Source organism: Dyella sp. (assembly GCF_051962475.1).
Classification (GTDB): Bacteria; Pseudomonadota; Gammaproteobacteria; order Xanthomonadales; family Rhodanobacteraceae; genus Dyella_A.
Map to the genome: position 1 here is coordinate 16,825 of NZ_JBQCCF010000027.1, position 18,492 is coordinate 35,316.

An 18,492-nucleotide genomic window follows, 5' to 3' on the forward strand; every position below is an offset into this window, starting at 1 on the left:
CGCGCTCCCCGAGAACTCCCCTGCATGTCCCGCAAGAAAGCCCCCCTGCTGTTTGTCGTGCTCGCGCTGGTGGCGCTGGCCGCCTACCTGTTCAGCCACCGCGCCCGGCAGAGCGCGCCAGCGCCGGCTGCGGGCGCAAGGTCGTCGGTACCGGTGCAGGTGAGCGCGGCCACCCGCGGCGATCTGGATCTGACGCTGACCCTGGTGGGCCGTGTGGAGGCGTGGTCCACGGTGACGCTGCGTGCGCGGGTTTCCGGTCAGCTGCAGTCGCTGGGCTTCACCCCCGGCGCGCACGTGCGCAAGGGCGACGTGCTGGCACAGATCGATCCGCGTCTGCTGAAGGCCCAGCTCGACCAGGCGCGCGGCGTGGTGGCGCGCGATCGCGCCCAGCTGCAGAAGGCCCAGGCCGACCAGCAGCGCTACACCGATCTGCTCGCCAAGGGCTTTGTGTCCAAGGCCGATTTCGATACCTACAAGGCCAACCTCGCGGTGGCACGCGCCGCGCTGCAGAGCGACCTCGCCGCGCAGGAGCTGGCGCAGACCCAGCTCGACTATGCGCGCATCGTGGCGCCGTTCGACGGCGTGGTCGGCGCGCCGCTGGTGTGGCCGGGCGCCCAGGTCACCGCCGATGCCACCGACCTGTTCGTGCTCAATCAGGACGATCCGGTGCGCGTCACCTTCGCGATCCCGCAGGATTCTCTTCCGGCCGTGCGCACGGCGCTGGCGCGCGGTGCGGTGACCGTGCAGGCGACCGTCGCCGGCGATCACGGCCGGCCGCTGCACGGCTCGCTGGAATTCATCGACAACGCGGTGGATGCAGCCACCAGCACGATCACGCTCAAGGCCCGCTTCGACAACGCCGCACGCCGCCTCACGCCCGGCCAGTACGTGCAGGTGAGCCTGCCCACCACGCACCTGACGGGCGTGGTCACGGTGCCGGTGCCGGCGCTGCAGAGTTCGTCCAAGGGCAGCTTCGTGTTCGTGCTGGGTGCGGACGGCACCGTGCAGCAGCGCTACGTGAAAGCCGGCCCCACGCAGGGCGATCGGCAGGTGGTCGACAAGGGCGTGGCGCCCGGCGAGCAGGTGGTGGTGGAAGGGCAGATGCTGCTGGCCGACGGAGCCAAGGCCCATGTGGCGAAGTGATGGTGCGCGTGTCGGCGGCAACGAGGTGACGGCATGAACATTCCCGAGCTGTGCATCCGCCGCCCGGTGATGACCACGCTGCTGATGGCGGCGCTGCTGGTGTTCGGCATCGTGGCCTATCCGCGGTTGCCGGTGAACGAGTTGCCGAACGTCGACTTCCCCACCATCAGCATCAGCGCCAGCCTGCCCGGCGCGTCGCCGGAAACCATGGCCTCGGCGGTCGCCACGCCGCTGGAAGCGCAATTGTCGACGATTGCCGGCATCGCCTCGATGAGCTCGACCAGCGCGCTGGGCTCGACCTCGATCACGCTCACCTTCGATCTCAATCGAAGCATCGACGGCGCCGCGCAGGATGTGCAGTCGGCGATCTCCGCCGCGCAGCGCCAGCTGCCGCGCGAGATGCCCACGCCGCCCACCTTCCGCAAGGTGAACCCTGCCGACGCGCCGATCCTGTTCCTCACCATGCGTTCGGACACATTGCCGCTGTCGCAGGTGGACGAGTACGCCGAGACCGAATTGGCGCAGCGGCTGTCGATGGTCGACGGCGTGGCGCAGGTGAACGTCTACGGCGCACAGAAGTACGCCGTGCGCATCAGCGTCGATCCGGACAAGCTGGCCGCCGCCGGCATCGGCATCGATCAGGTGCAGAGTGCGATCGCCGACGCCAACGTCAACCAAGCCACTGGTTCGCTGTACGGGCAGCGACAGCAATTGCCGATCCGCAGCGACGGCCAGTTGATGCGCGCGGCCGCCTACAACGGCGTGGTGGTGGCGTGGCGCAACGGTGCGCCCGTGCACGTGGGCGACCTCGGCGCGGCGCGCGACAGCGTGCAGAACGACCAGGCGGCCAGCTGGTACAACGGCGAGCGCGCGGTGATCCTGGCCATCTCGCGCCAGCCTGGTGCCAACACCGTGGAAACGGTCCTGCGCATCAAGGCGCTGCTGCCGGGTTTCGTCGCCACCCTGCCGCCGTCCGTGAAGCTGGCCACGCTGTACGACCGCTCCCAATCCATCCGCGAGTCGGTGGACGACGTTCAGTTCACGCTGCTGCTGGCCGGCGTGCTGGTGGTGGGCGTGATCTATCTGTTCCTGGGCAATCTCTCGGCCACGCTGATTCCCGCGGTGGCGCTGCCGATCTCGGTGGTCGGCACGTTCGGCGCGATGTCCGCACTGGGCTACAGCCTGGACAACCTGTCGCTGCTGGCGCTGACCCTGGCGGTGGGCTTCGTGGTGGACGATGCGATCGTGATGCTGGAGAACATCGTGCGCCACATCGAGGCGGGCGAGCGTCCGTACGAGGCAGCCGTGATGGGCGCCGGCGAGATCGGCTTCACCATCTTCTCCATGACGCTGTCGCTGATCGCCGTGTTCATCCCGGTGATGTTCATGGGCGGCATCGTGGGGCGGCTGTTCCACGAGTTCGCGGTGACCATCAGCGTGGCGATCCTCATCTCCGGCGTGGTGGCGATCACGCTCACGCCGATGCTGTGCAGTCGCTTCGTCAAGGCGCACCACCACGGAAGCAAGAACTGGCTGATCGCCGGTTTCGACCGCGGCTTCAGCGCCGTGCAGCGCGGTTATACCGGCAGCCTGCGCTGGTGCATGGACCGTCCGCGGCTGGTGCTGGCCGGCTTTGCCGTGAGCCTGCTGGCCACCGCCCTGCTGTTCATGGTGGCGCCGAAGGATTTCATTCCCGCCGGCGACAACGGCCTGCTGCGCGTCACCACCGAAGGCCCGCAGGACGTCTCCTTCGACGCGATGGTGGCGCGCCAGCAGCAACTGGCGGCGATCGTGGCGAAGGACCCCAATCTGGACGGCTACATGTCCAGCGTGGGCGCCGGCGGGCCGCGCAGCACGGTCAACAACGGCACCTTGCTGCTCAAGCTCAAGCCGACCCACGAGCGCCAGCTCACGCCGGACCAGATCATCCAGGAGCTGCGTAAGAAGTTCGCAGTGGTGCCTGGCATCCGCACCTACATCGCCAACCCGCCGGCGATCCAGATCGGCGGCCGGCAGAGCAAGGCGCAGTACCAGTACACCCTGCAGTCGGTCGACCTGCCGGCGCTCTACGCCTGGAGCGACAAGGTGGTCGGCGCTTTCCGCGGTCTGCCCGGCTTTCAGGACGTCACCACCGACCTGGATCTCAACAGCCCGTCGATCGCGGTGGACGTGGATCGCGACAAGCTCGCACCGCTGGGCCTCACGATGGCGCAGGTGCAGAGCGCGCTGGGGGCGGCGTTCGGCACCAACCAGGTGTCCACCATCTACGGCTCGGCCACCCAGTACTGGGTGATCCTGCAGGTGGAGCGCCGCCTGCAGAGCGATCCGGACGTGCTCTCGCGCATCTATGTCACCGCCAGCAGCGGCAAGCTGGTGCCGCTCAATGCGGTGGCCACGTTCAGGCGTCAGCCGGAGGTACTCACGGTCAACCACCAGGGTCAGTTGCCGGCGGTGACGGTGTCGTTCAACCTGGCGCCGGGCGTGTCGCTGAGCGAGGCGGTGTCGAGCATTGAGCAGGCGATGGCGGGTATCCGTCTGCCGGCGACGATCACCGGCAGCGTGCAGGGCACCGCGCAGGCGTTCCAGGATTCCATCCAGGGCATGGGCCTGCTGCTGTTGCTGGCGGTGTTCGTGATCTACCTGGTGCTGGGCATCCTGTACGAGAGCTTCATCCACCCGCTGACGATCCTCTCCGGCCTGCCGGCTGCGGCGGTCGGCGCGCTGCTCACGCTGGTGGTGTTCCAGGCCTCGCTGGACCTGTTTGCCTTCGTCGGCATCGTGATGCTGATCGGCATCGTGAAGAAGAACGCCATCATGCTGATCGACTTCGCGCTGGAGCGGCAGCGCGAGGAGGGCATGGCGCCGGCGCAGGCGATCTTCGAGGCCTGCCGCGTGCGTTTCCGCCCGATCATGATGACCACCATGGCCGCATTCGCCGGCACGTTGCCGATCGCACTGGGCATCGGCGCGGGCGCCGAGGTGCGTCGGCCGCTGGGCCTGGCGGTAGTCGGTGGCCTGCTGGTGTCGCAGGTGCTCACGCTGTACCTGACGCCGGTGATCTATCTGTATCTCGATCGCCTGCAGCATCGCGGCAAGTTGCCGGCACGGCAGACGCCAATCAGCGAGGCGTGAGCGGACGCATCGCATTCACGCTCAGGCGGGATAAGCTGCCGCTTTCCGGCATGGGAGATGACGGCGATGCGCAATCACTACGCGACATGGATCGGCACCACCGCACTGCTGGCCCTGGCACTCGGCGCCTGCGCCAGCCGCGCAGCGACGCCCGGCCCACTCGATGACGCCGCGCTGCTGGCGTATGCGAAGCAGCCGTGGGACAAGGCCACGTTGATGCACACCACGGTCGAGCTCGGCCGGCATCACGGCCAGCGGGTGGTGGCGGAGTATCCCTGCGGCGACGTCTGCCCGCAGTACACGGCGCGCGTCATCCACTACGAGCTGGCCCCGGGCGCGACGTGCGACAGCGTCGGCGGCGTGGAGAAGGAGGTGCTGATGCCGGTGGCGATCACCGTGCGGCCGAAGACCTTCTGCTTTCCGAAGGTGCTGGTGGACGCCAAGCTGCACTACACGCGCTAGCGCTGTTCCATCTGTAGGAGCCCGCTCGCGGGTGATGCTTCTCGCTCTGATGCCACATCAAAGCCAAAGGCATCGCCCGCGAGCGGGCTCCTACACGACGGGCGGGGTTACTCGCCCTGCTCGCCGGGGAAGGCGCCGGGCGCCGAGCCGAAGTCGCCCTTGGCCTGCGCCGCCATGTAGGCATAGGCGGCGTACACGGCGACGTTCTGAGCCAGATCGGTGGGGTCGATCTTGTCCAGCGTATCTTCCGACGTGTGGTGCCAGTCGAAGTAGTAGGTGCCATCCTGGGTGAGCGAGAGCGCGGCCATGCCTTTGGCATGCATCTGCGAGAGGTCCGAGCCGCCGCCGCCGGGTTTGTTGGGGTCGTAGGCCACGCCGATCGGCGCCAGCACCTTGGCGATCTGCTCGATCGCACCGCGCGCGCTCGGCTTGACGCTGGCGCTCATGCGCCAGATGCGGCCGGCGCCGAAGTCCGATTCAGTGCCCAGCACGTGGTTGGCCACGTCGGCCGCGTGCTTGTCGGCATACGCCCGGCCGCCGAACAGGCCCATCTCCTCGTTGGCGAAGGCGATCACGCGCACGGTGCGGTCCGGGCGCTGCGGCAGGTCGTGGATCAGCTTCGCCGCGCCCATGGCGATGGCCACGCCGGCGCCGTCGTCGATCGCGCCGGTGCCCGGGTCCCACGAGTCCAGGTGGCCGCCGATGTCGACGACCTGCTTCGGGTACTTGCGGCCGGTGATCTCGCCGATCACGTTGGCGCCGGTGTACTGCCCGGTGATGCCGCAGTCCAGGTTCATCTTCACCTGCACCGGTTGGCCGTGCGCGAGCACGCGCTCGAGCTGGTCTGCGTCGGGCTCGGCCAGCGCCGCGGCGGGAATCGTCTTGGCCGGATCGGTGAAGCCGGTGACGCCGGTATGCGGCGCGCGGCTGTGCGGATCGGTGCCGGCTGAGCGCAGCAGAAAGCCGGCGGCGCCCTTGGCCTGGGCGATCACCGGGCCCTGGGTACGGATCGGCGAGCCGATACCGTAATCGCGCCCATCCTTATGGCGTTGCATGCGTGCGCCGACGTAGACGATACGCCCCTTGATGCTGGTCGGATCGGCGGCCTTGAGCGCGTCCAGCGTGGGAAAGGCCACCACCTGCGCAGTGAGCCCGCCCTTGGGCGTGGCCGGTGAATAGCCCAACGCGGTGAGCACCAGCTTCTGCGGGAACGGCGCGACGATCTCGCCGCTCTCGCTGCGGCGCTCCCACAGCGGATAGCTCACCGGCTCGGTGTAGACCTTGTCGAAACCCAGCGCCTTCATCTTTGCCACCATCCAGTCGCGCGCGCGCTGGTCGTTGGGGCCGCCGGCGAGGCGCGGGCCGATCTCGGTGGTGAGGCCTTCGACGATGCGGTAGGCGGTGTCGTCGTGCATCGCCTTGTCGCGCAGCTGCTCGGCCGTGTGCACGGCGGCGGCGGGGATCACGGTGGACGCATCGGCGGCGAAGGCGGATGCGGAGCTGGCCAGTACGACGCTGGCAGCGAGCAGGGACAGGCGAAGGCGGCGCATGGCGAACTCCGTGGGCAAACCCCGATTATGGCGGGGCGCCCACGGGCCGCTTAGGCCACAAGTCATGCTTGCAGCCGGAACCGAGCCTCAAGCCTGCGGGCGGTTCTTCAGTAGATCGCGAATCTCGGTCAGCAGCACCACGTCGGCCGGCGGCGCGGCCGGTGGGGCGGCCTCCTCCTGCTTGCGGCTGAGACGGTTGATCGCCTTGACCAGCAAGAAAATCGCAAAGGCGACGATCAGGAACTGGATCAGCGTGTTGATGAACATGCCGTAGTTCACCGCCACCTCGGCCACCTTGTGCGCCGGGTCGGTGTTGTCGGCGGGTTTGAGCACCCACTTCATGTCCGAGAAATCGACGCCGCCGGTGAGCAGTCCGATCGGCGGCATGATCACGTCGTTCACCAGCGAGGTGACGATCTTGCCGAACGCGCCGCCGATCACCACGCCCACGGCGAGGTCGATCACGTTGCCGCGCATGGCGAATTCCTTGAACTCCTTGAGCATGCCCATGGCTACCCCTCCCAGGGTGAGTGGATGACCGGGCGACTCTAGCAGCCTCTCGGGCTTTGGTTGGCCGGGCTGCGAATCCGGCTGTGCGGTCCATATTCCTGCCGTTTCTTGCCCCATAGAACCACTATGGGCCGGCGAATCGTCAGAAATCTGTCCTCGCACAGCCGAATTCTCGCCTCGACCACCAAAGCCCGACAGGCTGCTGGCGCAGTGGCCGGGGAGGCAACAGGCGAGCCACGCTCAAACGACGCGGCCGTCCAGTGTCGCCACGCCCACCAGTTCGGCGTGGAAGCGGTCGCCGCGCTGCAGCGCCGCGACGCCGGCCGGCGTGCCGGTGAACACCAGGTCGCCGGCCTTCAGCTCGAACAGCCGCGACAGCGCGGCGAGGATCTCCGACACGCTGTGCACCATCTCGCCCAGCGTGGTGTGCTGGCGCCGTTCGCAGTTCACGTCCAGCTGCAGCACGGGGCTCGCGTCCACCGTGGCCGCGGTGGACGGCACCAGCGCCGACATCGGCGCGGAGTGGTCGAACGCCTTGGCCACGTCCCACGGATGGCTCTTAGCCTTGGCGACCGCCTGCAGATCGCGGCGGGTGAGGTCCAACCCCACGCCGTAGCCCCACACCAGCGCGGCGGCCGCTTCCGGCGAAAGGTCGTGACCACCGGCGCCCAACGCCACCACCATCTCAACCTCGTGGTGCAGGTCGGCGGTGGCCTGCGGGAAGGGCACGTCGGCACCGTCGGTGACCAGGGCATCGGCGGGCTTGCAGAAGAACAGCGGCGTGTCCTTCTCCACCACGGCGCCCATCTCGCGCGCATGGTCGGCGTAGTTGCGACCGATGCAGAAGATGCGGCGTACCGGGAAGCGCTGGTCGCTGCCGACGATCGGCAGGCTGGGGACGGGCGGAGGCGTGATGGCGTAGGTCATGCGCGAAAGCGTAGCAGGGCCGCGCGCTGCGGCGATCGCGCCAGCGACGAGTGACAGCTGTCACGGGCGATGCCTGATGGGCGCCGCTGCCTTTCGGTGGGTGCACACTTCAGGCTTGTCATCAGGATGCGCCGGGGTGGGCCGGCCGGGGAGTACTTGTGGACAACGCGGAACTGTTGAAGCAACTGCGCATCGATCACAACCAGCGCGAAGAAAGCGGTGGCAGCGGCCATCGTGGTCGCTGGATCGCGCTCGGCGTGGTGCTCGTGCTGCTGCTGTGCGTGGGCGTAGGCGGATGGTGGTGGCAGTCGCATCGTCCGGTGCCGGTGCAGACGGCGGTGGCTGCCAGCCTGGGCAAGCAGGCCGAGGCCGGCGCCGTGCTCGAAGCCACCGGCTATGTCACCGCGCGGCGCCAGGCAACCGTGTCGGCGCAGATCACCGGCACGCTGACCGAAGTGCTGATCGAAGAGGGTGATCACGTGACCAAGGGCCAGGTGCTGGCGCGGCTGGAGGACAGCGGTTACCGCGCCAACCTCGACGCGGCGCGGGCCAGCGTACAGGCGGCACAGGCGCAGGTGGCGCAACTGCAGGCGCAACTGGAGCAGGCGCGCGCCGACGCGGCGCGACAGGACGCCCTGGTGGGGCGCGGGCTGGTATCCAAGCAGGCGGCCGAGCAGGCACGTACCGCGGTGGCCAGCTACCAGGCCCAACTCGAGGCGCAGCGCCGCCAGGTGGCCGCCGCGCAGGCGCAGGCGCAGGTAGCGCAGGTCAACTACGACTACACCGTGGTGCGCGCGCCGTTCGCCGGTGTGGTGACCGACAAGGCCGCCCAGGTCGGCGAGATCGTCTCGCCGCTCTCGGCCGGCGGCGGCTTCACCCGCACCGGCGTGGGCACCATCGTGGACATGGACTCGCTGGAGATCGACGTCGATGTCAACGAGGCCTACATTGGCCGCGTGCAGCCGGACATGCCGGCCGAGGCCGTGCTCGATGCCTACCCCGACTGGCGCATCCCCGCCCACGTCATAGCTATTGTGCCGGCCGCCGACCGCGGCAAGGCGACAATCAAGGTGCGCGTGGCGCTGGAAGCGAAGGACGCGCGCATCGTGCCGGACATGGGCGTGCGCGTGGCGTTCCTGGAGCACAAGGAACCGGCGGCGGCCGCCGCATCGCCGAAAGGCGTGCTGGTGCCGGCCACGGCCATCGCGCAGCGCGACGGCCAGCGCGTGGTGTTCGTGGTGCAGGGCGATGTGGCGCACCAGCGCACGGTGACGCCCGCGCCGCAGACCTACGGCGACCTGCGCCTGTTGCCCGAGGCGGTGAACCCCGGCGACAGCGTGGTGATCTCGCCGCCGGCGAACCTGCGCGACGGTTCGGCCGTCCAGACGTCCACCCCACCCTGACACGTCCACGTAGGAGCCCGCTCGCGGGCGATGCTCTTGGCTTTGATGCAGATCAGGAGCAAAAGCATCGCCCGCAAGCGGGTTCCTACAGATGGCCTTTCATCCACGCAGGAGAACGCACCATGGAAACGCTGATCGAGATCCACGACCTGGCCAAGGTCTATGAACGCGGCAAGCAAAAGGTGGAAGTGCTGCACCACGTCGACCTCTCCATCGCGCGAGGCGACTTCCTGGCACTGATGGGGCCGTCGGGCTCGGGCAAGACAACCTTACTCAACCTGATCGGCGGCCTGGATACGCCCAGCGCCGGCAGCATCGCCGTCGGTGGTCAGCGCATCGACCAGCTCGGCGCCGGCGCGCTGGCGAAATGGCGTGCGGCCAACGTGGGCTTCATCTTCCAGTTCTACAACCTGATGCCGATGCTCAGCGCGCAGCGCAACGTCGAGCTGCCGCTGCTGTTGACCAAGCTGTCGGCCGCGCAGCGCAAGAAGAACGCGTCCATCGCGCTGCAGCTGGTGGGCCTGGCCGATCGCGCCTCGCACAAGCCCAGCGAACTCTCCGGCGGTCAGCAGCAGCGCGTGGCGATCGCTCGCGCCATCGTCTCCGACCCGACGTTGCTGGTGTGCGACGAGCCCACCGGCGATCTCGACCGCCAGTCTGCCGAGGACGTGCTGGGCCTGTTGCGCACGCTCAACCGCGAGCACGGCAAGACCGTCGTGATGGTCACCCACGATCCCAAGGCGGCCGAGTACGCCGACCACGTGCTGCACCTGGACAAGGGCTCGCTGGTCGAGCAGGCCACGGCCTGAGGAGGCGGCGATGAAATACCTGCATCTCATCTGGGCGGCGTTGTTTCGCCGCAAGACACGCACCTTACTCACCCTGGTGTCGATCATCACCGCGTTCCTGCTGTTCGGCATGCTCGACGCGGTGCGCACCGCCTTCGACAGCGGCAGCAAGAGCGTGGTGGGCGTGGATCGGCTGATCACCGCCTCGCGCTACTCGATCATCCAGTCGCTGCCGCAGGCGCTGCAATCGCGCATCGCCGGCGTGCCGGGTGTGCGCGACGTGGCCTACGCCAACTGGTTCGGCGGCATCTATCAGGATCCGAAGAACTTCGTCTTCAGCTACGCGGTGAGCCCGAATTATCTGGACGTCTATCCGGAGATCCAGCTGACGCCGGAGCAGCGCAAGGCCTTCGACAACACCCGCACCGGCGTGGTGGTCGGCCCGGTGCTGGCGAAGAAATACGGCTGGAAGGTGGGCGACAAGATCCCGCTGCAGTCGACGATCTTCCCGCAGAAGAACGGCGACAAGACCTGGCAGTTCGACATCGTCGGCATCTACAGCGTCGGCAAGGGGGCCGCCAACGGTGTCGACCAGCTGTTCCTGCTGCACTGGAAGTATTTCGACGAGGCCAACCTCTACGCGCGCCACGAGATGGGCTGGTACATCGATCGGCTCGCCGACCCGAACGCCGCCGACAGCGTGGCCAAGGCGATCGATGCTATCTCGGCCAATTCCGACCACGAGACCAAGACCCAGACTGAGCAGGCGTTCAGTGCCTCGTTCGCCAAGCAGCTGGGCGACATCGGCCTGATCGTCACGGCGATCATGGGCGCGGTGTTCTTCACCCTGATCCTGCTGACCGGCAACACCATGGCGCAGGCGGTGCGCGAGCGTACGTCCGAACTGGCGGTGCTCAAGACGATCGGGTTTTCCAGCCACGGCGTGCTCGGCATGGTGCTGGCCGAATCGGTGCTGCTGCTGGTGCTGGGTGGCGCGATCGGTCTGGGCATTGCCTCGCTACTGGCGCCGGGGGTGAGCAAGGGCAGCGGTGGCATGGTGAACCTGCCGCCGGTCGGCGCCACCAGTTGGGCGATCGGGGTGGGGCTGATGGTGCTGATCGGCCTGGTGGTCGGCGCGTTGCCGGCGATGCGCGCGATGCGCCTGAACATTGTCGACGCCCTCGCGGGCCGCTGAGGAGATCCATCATGAAAAAGTTTCTCAGCTTTCTGGGCAACCTTGGCCTGCTGGTGCTGCTCGCCGCGGTGCTGGTGATCTGGACGCATCTGCCGCTGGTCGCGGTCGGCGGGCTCGCCGTGCTGCTGGTGTTCTGGCTGGTGTTGTTCCGCCGCGGGCGGCAGACGCTCTCGGTGACCCGCGTGGGCATCAGCACGCTGGGCCAGCGCATCGGCGCCTCGTCGGTGATCGTGATCGGCATCGCCGGTGTGGTCGGCGTACTGGTGGCGATGCTAGCGATGGGCGACGGTTTCGCCGCCACGCTGCAGCAGACCGGCAGCGACGACACCGCCATCGTGCTGCGCGGCGGCTCGGCGGCCGAGCTCAACTCGGTGCTGGAACGCGACAGCCTCAACGTGATCGAACAGGCGCCCGGCGTGGCGCGCGATGCCGACGGCAAACCGGTCGCCTCGGCCGAGATCTCGGTGGTGGCGAACTTGGCCAAGAAGAACGATCCCAGCGTGGAAGCCAACGTGCAGATTCGCGGCGTCGGCGATGCCGCGTGGGCGCTGCGCCCGAACATGCACATCACCGAGGGGCGCCGCTTCAAGCCCGGCCTGCGCGAGCTGGTGGTGGGACAGGGGGCGCAGCGGCAGTTCGCCGGGCTGGAAGTAGGGCACCAGATCCGCCTCGCCGGCCAGCCGTGGACCGTGGTCGGTGCGTTCGCTTCCAACGACTCGCACGATTCGGAACTGTGGGGCGACATGCAGACCGTGGCCTCGGCCTACCGGCGCGGCTCCAGTGCACAGTCGGTGACCGTGCGCCTCACCTCACCCAAGGCGTTCGACACGTTCAAGGCGGCCCTGCTCAGCGATCCGCGCATCAAGGTGGATGTCACCACCACCGGCGAGTACTTCGCCAAGCAGTCCGAGGGGCTGACCAAGTTGATCCGCATCGTCGGCCTCACCGTGGGCATCATCATGGCGATCGGCGCCGTGTTCGGCGCGCTCAATACCATGTTCGCGGCCGTCGCTTCGCGCGCCCGGGAGATCGCCACGCTGCGTGCGATCGGCTTTCGCGGCGTGCCGGTGGTGGTGTCGGTGCTGCTGGAGACGATGCTGCTGGCCCTGCTCGGCGGGCTGCTCGGTGGCTTCGTCACCTGGCTGATCTTCAACAACTACACCGCTTCCACCCTGGGCTCCAACTTCAGCCAGGTGGTGTTCCAGTTCAAGGTGTCGCCGCAGCTGCTGTGGACCGGCATCAAGTGGGCGATGGCGATCGGCTTCATCGGCGGCCTGTTCCCCGCCGTGCGTGCCGCGCGCCTGCCGGTGACCACTGCGCTGAGGGAGCTTTAGTGGCAATCGTCTGGAACTAGGCTCGTGGGGATCCGATTGTGCGGTCCTGCCATAGGCGGACCGCTACGGCACCTGACTTATCGTCCCGGCCCCGGGCCATGCCGTTCCGTCTCGCTCCGCAGTAGGCAAAAAAAGGCCGCCATGGAAGCGGCCATCTGGGGAGAATCTCGTGTCTCGGCACTTCCGTGTGCCGGACTCGATGTCGTTATGGTCAGGTTGATCCGCTACACGGATCAGAAGTCGTAGCTGACGCCAAACTGGACATAGCGCGGCTGCTGCACAGCGATCGGTACCAGGTAATCGACCGAGAGCTGGCCAGGGCCGGACTCGGAGGTGTTGTAGTACTGAGTTATCCGTTGCTGATTGAGCAGGTTGTAGACCTGGGCAGAGAAGGCCAGCTTCTTGTCGGCCCACGCCGGCCGGTATTCCGCGTTGAGACTGAGGATTTCCTGCCACGGCGTGCGGCCGGTGGTGCCTGGTGCGGCGGGCGTGCCGGCGGGACCGCAGAAATGATACGAGGAGCCGTAGTTGTACTCGTCGGCCTGCTGAGGCCCAAAGTAGCCCAGACATGTCCGCGGCGTACCGGAAAGGATCTGCAGGTTGCCGCCGACCAGCCACTCGGGGGTGATCTGGTAGTAGCCGATCAGCTTGATCTGGTGCCTGCGATCGTTGGACTGGTCGCCATTGGCATACGTCATGACGCCGGTGTTGTCCCAGTCCTCGGTCTGTGCCACATCGGTCTGCCCGATGTCGGAGCGGACCGACCCTTCGGTGTTGCCGAAGCTGTGCGCCAGCGTGTAGTCGATGCGTCCATACCAGGTGCCGTCGAATGGGTGCTCCAGATATGTGTCCAGAGCGACGTACTTGCGCAGCAGATTGGGCATGTTGAAGGCCGACCACGGGATCGTCATGACTCCGTAGCCGCCCTGGCCGTTGGGAACGTTGAACGTTGCCGTGCGCCCGGGGTTCATGATGTAACAACCCGCACCGGACGCCGCGTTCGGATCGAAGCCCTGAGCCTGGCCTTCTGAAGCAAACACGTCGGTCTCGCAGACGTCGTCCAGGTCGTTGCGCAGTACGCGATAGGTCCCCTTGGCACCGGCAGTCCATTTGGCGCCGAGCATGTCGAACGCCTGGTCCAGACCGGCGATGTACTCGTCCTGATACTCAGCCTTGGCGTTGCGGCTGGTGACCTGTTTCGGATCCGGTGGCTGGCCGAACTCCAGGTTGGCCGACACGCCGGGGTAGTGCCCCTGCGGAATCTGGGTGAGCCCGCTGGGTATGCCGGTCGCCGGATCGATGCTGGTGTAGGTGAAGTACTGGTTGGTGAAGATGCTGCCCGACGCGCCACGGATGGCAACGTTCGCCGGTTCGTCCAGATAGTAGCGGCCGGCATTGGCGTAGACCTTCAGGCTGGAATCGCCGTGCACGTCCCAGCTCGCGCCCACTCGCGGTGCCCATTGCGGTTTGGTGAGCCGCAGATAGGCGACGCTGTCGGGGTTGTAGTTGGTGAACTGGTCGTTACGCAGGCCGAGCGACAAAAGCACCCGGTCGGTTACCTGCCATTGATCCTCGATGAACTGCGCGTGCTGTTTCACGCGCACCTTGGCCGCGCCGGTGGTGTAGATGTACTGCGACACGTAGTAGCCCTGACCACCCGGGGCACCCACCTCCTGTCCAGGCTGGGCCGAGATCGGGATATTCGGATCCCCTCGGCCATAGTCCCACGCATATCCGGGGCCAGGCTCCTGGTTGCCGATGTTGAGCGCCTGGATATCCATGTTGTCGATACCCGCGGTGATCGAGTGGTTACCGATCTTGTAGTTAACGTCCAGGCGCAGGTTCGTGGTCTTGTCCTGGGCACCGGGGTTGGCCACGGATCCGGAGGTCTGCGTGCCATTGATGATGGAGCCCCCGGTAAGCGCAGTGTTCTCGAACTGCGGATTCAGGATGCGCGGATCCGGACCGCCGCCGGCCATGCTGTAGTCGGTCTGCGTCATCTTTCCATACAGCGCATCCACGGTCAGGTTGTCCGTCAGGTACCCCGTATACTTGGCGACCCAAAGGTCGGCGCCGTCCTTTGTATGGGTGTCAGGGCTCAGGAAGTTTCCGAAGTTGCCCTTGGCCTGACCTGGGACATAGTTGTACTGGTAGACATTCCCGGAATACTCGGTCTTGTTGGAAGCGCCGGTGAGCTCGAGGATGTTGTTGTCGGTGATGTTCCAGTCGATCTTTCCGTACCACTTCGGGTCGGTGTAGCTGTAGGTCGTTGCGCGTCCACTCTCGACCGATTCGATATTCGTGCCATCGATCGTGCGTTGCGCCTCCACCGCGCCGAAGATGAAGAGCTTGTCCTTGATCAACGGTCCGCCGGCGTAGGCGTCGGCTGTGGCGCCGGTACTCTGGTTGTCGTTCCGGTACTGATAGATCTGCCCCTGGGCGCCGCCGTCAGCGTTGGACAGGTATTGCGGGCCACTCGGGTAGTAGAGGTTGCGCGGTGAAGCCTTGGCCCAGTCGGGGGTCCAGAGGATCTGTCCGCCAAAGTGCCATTCGTTCGTGCCGCGTTTGCCGACCTGGCTGATCACGCCGCCGTCTGAGCGGCCGTAGGCGGCCCCGTAGCCGCCGGTCAGCACCTGCTCCTGGTCGATCGCACCGTAGGGAAGAGTCAGGCCGCCGAAGTTGTGCAGCGGATCGGAAGTATTGAATCCGTTGATGTAGTAAGCGTTTTCTGCAACCGACGATCCGCCGAAGGAATTGAGCACCTGACCTGTCGGACTGGTGAAGTAACCGCTGCCCTGATTGACGCCCGGGGCGAGAGTGGCGATGGCTTCGGCGGTCCGCTGCAGCGGCAACTTGGCCAGCTGTTCGGCGGTGATTACCGTGCGCGAATCAACCTGGCTGACATCGATGGCTGGCAGCGCGTTGGCCGACACGGTCAGGCCAGTCAGCGTCGTGGCGTCGGTGGGGCCCGAGCTACTGAAGGACACCTGCGTGCCACTGCCGACGATGGTCTTAACTCCCGTGCGCGAGTCGATCGCCGCGCCATCCTTACGCAGACTCACCGTATACGTACCCAGCGGCAGTGACGAAGCGCTGTAATGGCCGCTGCTGTCCACCGGTACCTCGCGCGACAGACCGTTCGCGCTTTCGATCAGGATGCTCTCGCCCTGGGCGGCGGGCGCCGTGCCATAGATCGTGCCCGTGGTGGACTGGGCGTAGGCGACGCCGCTGAGGCTGAGCGATACGCCCAATGCAAGCCAGAGCGCCTTGCGATTTGGCGCGCGACGCGCTGAACGTGGAATGCTGCATTTGCTGTTCATGGGTTCCCCGGATGACTTGGATGCGTGCGTCTTCGAAAAATCCTGACGCTGTATGAGAGGCGCGGCGAGAAAGCGGAGTCAGGAGATTCCGCGAGCCGTCGGCGATCCTCATGCGAGTGTTAGATCCGAGTAAATAACCGGTCTGCCGCGTTTGGTTGCTACCAGAAGAGTCCACTTAAGGCGGGCGAAAGGTGACCACTTCATTCTTTCCGCGAGCCGTGTAAACCGTGCAGCCAGTGCACCGTTTGTCGGTGGGCTATCGAGGAAGCAACCTCATGCTTTTGAAGCTTGAAGGCGGAGAACCGCTCTATTTGCAGGTCTACCGGGCGCTCTGCCGAGCTATCGAGGGCGGCCGCTTCCAGCCTTCGAACCGGCTGCCTGGTACTCGCACGCTTGCTCGCGAACTGGGCGTGTCGCGCACGGTCGTGCTGCAGGCTTTTGCGCAGTTGGAGAGCGAAGGCATCACGATGAGTAATCCCGGCAGCGGGACTTTCGTGAGTGACCGATATTCGCAGGAATATGCGGCAACCATCCCCTTGCAAGCGGCCCATATACCGCCCGATCCACCCGTAAATGATTTACCCACACCCTCGCCGTGGGCCATTAGTGCTTGCAAAGAAGTTTCCCTCGCCAGCTCCCCGGTCACGACTCCGGCCGGCATGCTGGATTTCACCGATCTAAAGATCTTTCAAGATGCGGCGGGCGCTCGACAGTGGCGCCATGTACTGCTGGAGGCGATGCAGGATCGCAGCAATCTGCCCCAGGATTTCCTCGGCCTGCGTGAGTTACGCGTGGCGTTGTCTCTGGAATTGCGTCAAGAGCGCGGATTGCAGGTGGATCCGGATGACATCCTCATAGTGGCTGGCATCCAACAGGCGCGTGACTTGGTTACACGGGTCCTTGTGCAGCCGGGGATGGTTGTCGGCATCGAGGATCCGGGCTACCGGGGGATCCGGGCGACATTTCGGTCGGCGGGCGCCCGCGTCGTCGCTTGCGCTGTGGGTGGTGCCGGCTTGGATGTCGAGCAGCACGCGAACGAGTTGGCCGAAGCCAAGCTGATCTACGTGATGCCATCGCAGCAATTTCCGACTGGGGCAGTCATGTCGGAAGACCGACGACACCGCCTTCTGAACTGGGCATACCAACGAGGTGCCTACATCATAGAAGACGATTTCGAGCCCGAGCACCGCTTGGTCTCCACGGCGTCACCTCCACTCTACGTACTGGATCGTCGGCAGCAAGTGATCTATGTCGGAGCTTTCGCGCGCGAGTTTTTCCCGACCATGCGTATGGCTTATGTCGTTGCGCCGGCAGGTCTTCGCCCATACCTCGTCGCAGCTAAATGGGTGGCTGACCGTGGTGCTGGCTTTCTCCTCCAGCGTGTGCTCGCTCGCTACCTCGCGGCGGGGGATTACCAGCGCAACCTGCGAAGACTGTTCGTGCTGCTGGCGGCCAAGCGGGAGAGTCTGGTGCATAGCCTGCACGAGCACTTCGGGCGCCACGCGGCGGTTTCAGGCGGCGGCGCAAGTGGAGCACTCCTCGTCCACTTCGTCGAATTGCCACGCGACCGGACGAACGCTCTCGTTAGTTGCGCGGCAGATAATGGAGTGCGCATCGCCTCAGCACATGTCTACTATGACAATCCGCCACCCCACATAACCTTGTTGCTGCGCTACGCGCATGTTCCCCAAGGCCGTATCGACGAAGCGATTCGTCGTTTGGCCGCGGCGTTCTACAAGCTCTGCGACGAACTTTCGATCGGTCGGCAGCGGACGTCGACCGCGGCGGGGCTTCACGAGACCGGGCGCCTCAGCGCTTCTGCCGCGCCAGCGTGATCACGCCCACGCCGAGCAGGATCACCGCCATGCCGGCCAGATCGAACGTGCCTACGTGCTCGCCGACGAGCAGCACGCCGAACAGCACGGCGACGGGCGGGTTCACGTAGGCGTAGCTGGTGGCCACGGCGGGGCGTGCGTGCTTGAGCACGTAGAGATAAGCACTGAAGGCGACGATGGAGCCGAACAGGGCGAGGTAGACCACGGCTGCGGTGGCGCGCACGGTGGGGTGGTCGGGCAGGTGCTCGCCGCCGGCGTAGCCCACGCCGAGCAGGGCCACGCTGGCGCAGAGCATCTGCGCGGCGGTGTTCATCGGGCCGGCGGGCATGTCCTGGCGGCGGCTCCATGCCGAGCCGAACGCCCAGCACATGGCGGCGGTGATCAGCGCCAGCGCGCCGATGCGCGAGCCGGACAATCCGCTGCCCAGGTTCAGCACGATCACGCCAGCGAAGCCGATCAGCAGGCCGATCGTTTCGCGCCGCGTGGCCCACTGCCCGTACAGGCCGGCGAACAGCGCCGCGAACAGCGGCATGCTGGCCACCGCCACGGCGGCGATGCCCGAACTCACCCGCTGCTCGGCGAAGCACACCAGGCCGTTGCCGAAGCCGAGCAGCAGCACGCCGGTGAACGCGGCGTTGCGCCACTGCCCTGCGGTCGGGGCGGCCATGCCGCGCAGGCGCAGGAAGCCGTAGAGCAGTACGCCTGCGCCGAGGAAGCGCACGCCGGCGAGCAGGAACGGTGGGTAGCTTTCCAGCGCGTAGCGGATGCCGAGATAGGTCGAGCCCCAGATCACGTAGAGCGCGAGCAGGGCAAGCGGAATCAGCACGCGCTCATCGACGGGGCCGCGTGCACCGGACGCGGAAACTGGCTGGGACATGCGTGGGGGAGTCGCG

13 protein-coding genes are annotated in these 18,492 nt (G+C 66.4%); 8 read left to right on the plus strand and 5 right to left on the minus strand.

All coding sequences use genetic code 11. The features are described from left to right. Positions 1–24 precede the first annotated feature (24 nt). The 3 genes from ACTHJF_RS05615 (at position 25) to ACTHJF_RS05625 (ending at position 4,737) form a co-directional block, all read left to right on the plus strand. A complete protein-coding gene (locus tag ACTHJF_RS05615) occupies positions 25–1,143 on the plus strand; it encodes an efflux RND transporter periplasmic adaptor subunit (protein ID WP_440266248.1) in 1,119 nt (372 codons plus the stop codon). A gap of 33 nt (positions 1,144–1,176) precedes the next feature. Next, positions 1,177–4,275, plus strand: coding sequence for an efflux RND transporter permease subunit (locus ACTHJF_RS05620; protein WP_440266249.1), 3,099 nt, complete (start codon positions 1,177–1,179; stop codon positions 4,273–4,275). Between the two features lie 66 nt (positions 4,276–4,341). Then, the gene (locus ACTHJF_RS05625) at positions 4,342–4,737 is read left to right on the plus strand and encodes a hypothetical protein (RefSeq protein ID WP_431634385.1); all 396 of its coding nucleotides are present in this window, start codon (positions 4,342–4,344) and stop codon (positions 4,735–4,737) included. 107 nt (positions 4,738–4,844) lie between these two features. On the opposite strand, the gene ACTHJF_RS05630 is transcribed toward ACTHJF_RS05625, so the two are convergent. The 3 genes from ACTHJF_RS05630 to ACTHJF_RS05640 form a co-directional block, all read right to left on the minus strand. After that, a complete protein-coding gene (locus ACTHJF_RS05630; protein ID WP_440266250.1) occupies positions 4,845–6,287 on the minus strand; it encodes a M20/M25/M40 family metallo-hydrolase in 1,443 nt (480 codons plus the stop codon). A gap of 87 nt (positions 6,288–6,374) precedes the next feature. Beyond that, a complete protein-coding gene (mscL, locus tag ACTHJF_RS05635) occupies positions 6,375–6,797 on the minus strand; it encodes a large-conductance mechanosensitive channel protein MscL (protein ID WP_431634383.1) in 423 nt (140 codons plus the stop codon). Between the two features lie 240 nt (positions 6,798–7,037). After that, positions 7,038–7,724 (minus strand): fumarylacetoacetate hydrolase family protein, encoded by a 687-nt coding sequence (locus tag ACTHJF_RS05640; protein WP_440266251.1) that lies wholly within the window; start codon positions 7,722–7,724, stop codon positions 7,038–7,040. A gap of 158 nt (positions 7,725–7,882) precedes the next feature. Here ACTHJF_RS05640 and ACTHJF_RS05645 point away from each other — a divergent pair, with 158 nt between their 5' ends. The 4 genes from ACTHJF_RS05645 to ACTHJF_RS05660 all read left to right on the plus strand — a co-directional run bounded on the left by ACTHJF_RS05645 (position 7,883) and on the right by ACTHJF_RS05660 (position 12,444). Next, positions 7,883–9,127, plus strand: coding sequence for an efflux RND transporter periplasmic adaptor subunit (locus ACTHJF_RS05645; protein WP_440266252.1), 1,245 nt, complete (start codon positions 7,883–7,885; stop codon positions 9,125–9,127). 122 nt (positions 9,128–9,249) lie between these two features. Next, the gene (locus ACTHJF_RS05650; protein WP_440266253.1) at positions 9,250–9,936 is read left to right on the plus strand and encodes an ABC transporter ATP-binding protein; all 687 of its coding nucleotides are present in this window, start codon (positions 9,250–9,252) and stop codon (positions 9,934–9,936) included. 10 nt (positions 9,937–9,946) lie between these two features. Beyond that, positions 9,947–11,110, plus strand: a complete 1,164-nt coding sequence (locus ACTHJF_RS05655; RefSeq protein WP_440266254.1) for an ABC transporter permease — start codon at positions 9,947–9,949, stop codon at positions 11,108–11,110. 11 nt (positions 11,111–11,121) lie between these two features. Further along, positions 11,122–12,444, plus strand: a complete 1,323-nt coding sequence (locus tag ACTHJF_RS05660; protein ID WP_440266255.1) for an ABC transporter permease — start codon at positions 11,122–11,124, stop codon at positions 12,442–12,444. 233 nt (positions 12,445–12,677) lie between these two features. On the opposite strand, the gene ACTHJF_RS05665 is transcribed toward ACTHJF_RS05660, so the two are convergent. Further along, positions 12,678–15,764, minus strand: a complete 3,087-nt coding sequence (locus ACTHJF_RS05665; protein WP_440266256.1) for a TonB-dependent receptor — start codon at positions 15,762–15,764, stop codon at positions 12,678–12,680. Between the two features lie 275 nt (positions 15,765–16,039). On the opposite strand from ACTHJF_RS05665, the gene pdxR reads away from it, so the two are divergent. Beyond that, entirely contained in the window at positions 16,040–17,599 is a 1,560-nt protein-coding gene (gene pdxR, locus ACTHJF_RS05670; protein WP_440266257.1) for a MocR-like pyridoxine biosynthesis transcription factor PdxR, read from the plus strand. Here the strand turns inward: pdxR and yedA are convergent. Continuing rightward, positions 17,574–18,476, minus strand: a complete 903-nt coding sequence (yedA, locus tag ACTHJF_RS05675; RefSeq protein WP_440266258.1) for a drug/metabolite exporter YedA — start codon at positions 18,474–18,476, stop codon at positions 17,574–17,576. The genes pdxR and yedA overlap by 26 nt on opposite strands. Positions 18,477–18,492: the final 16 nt, after the last annotated feature.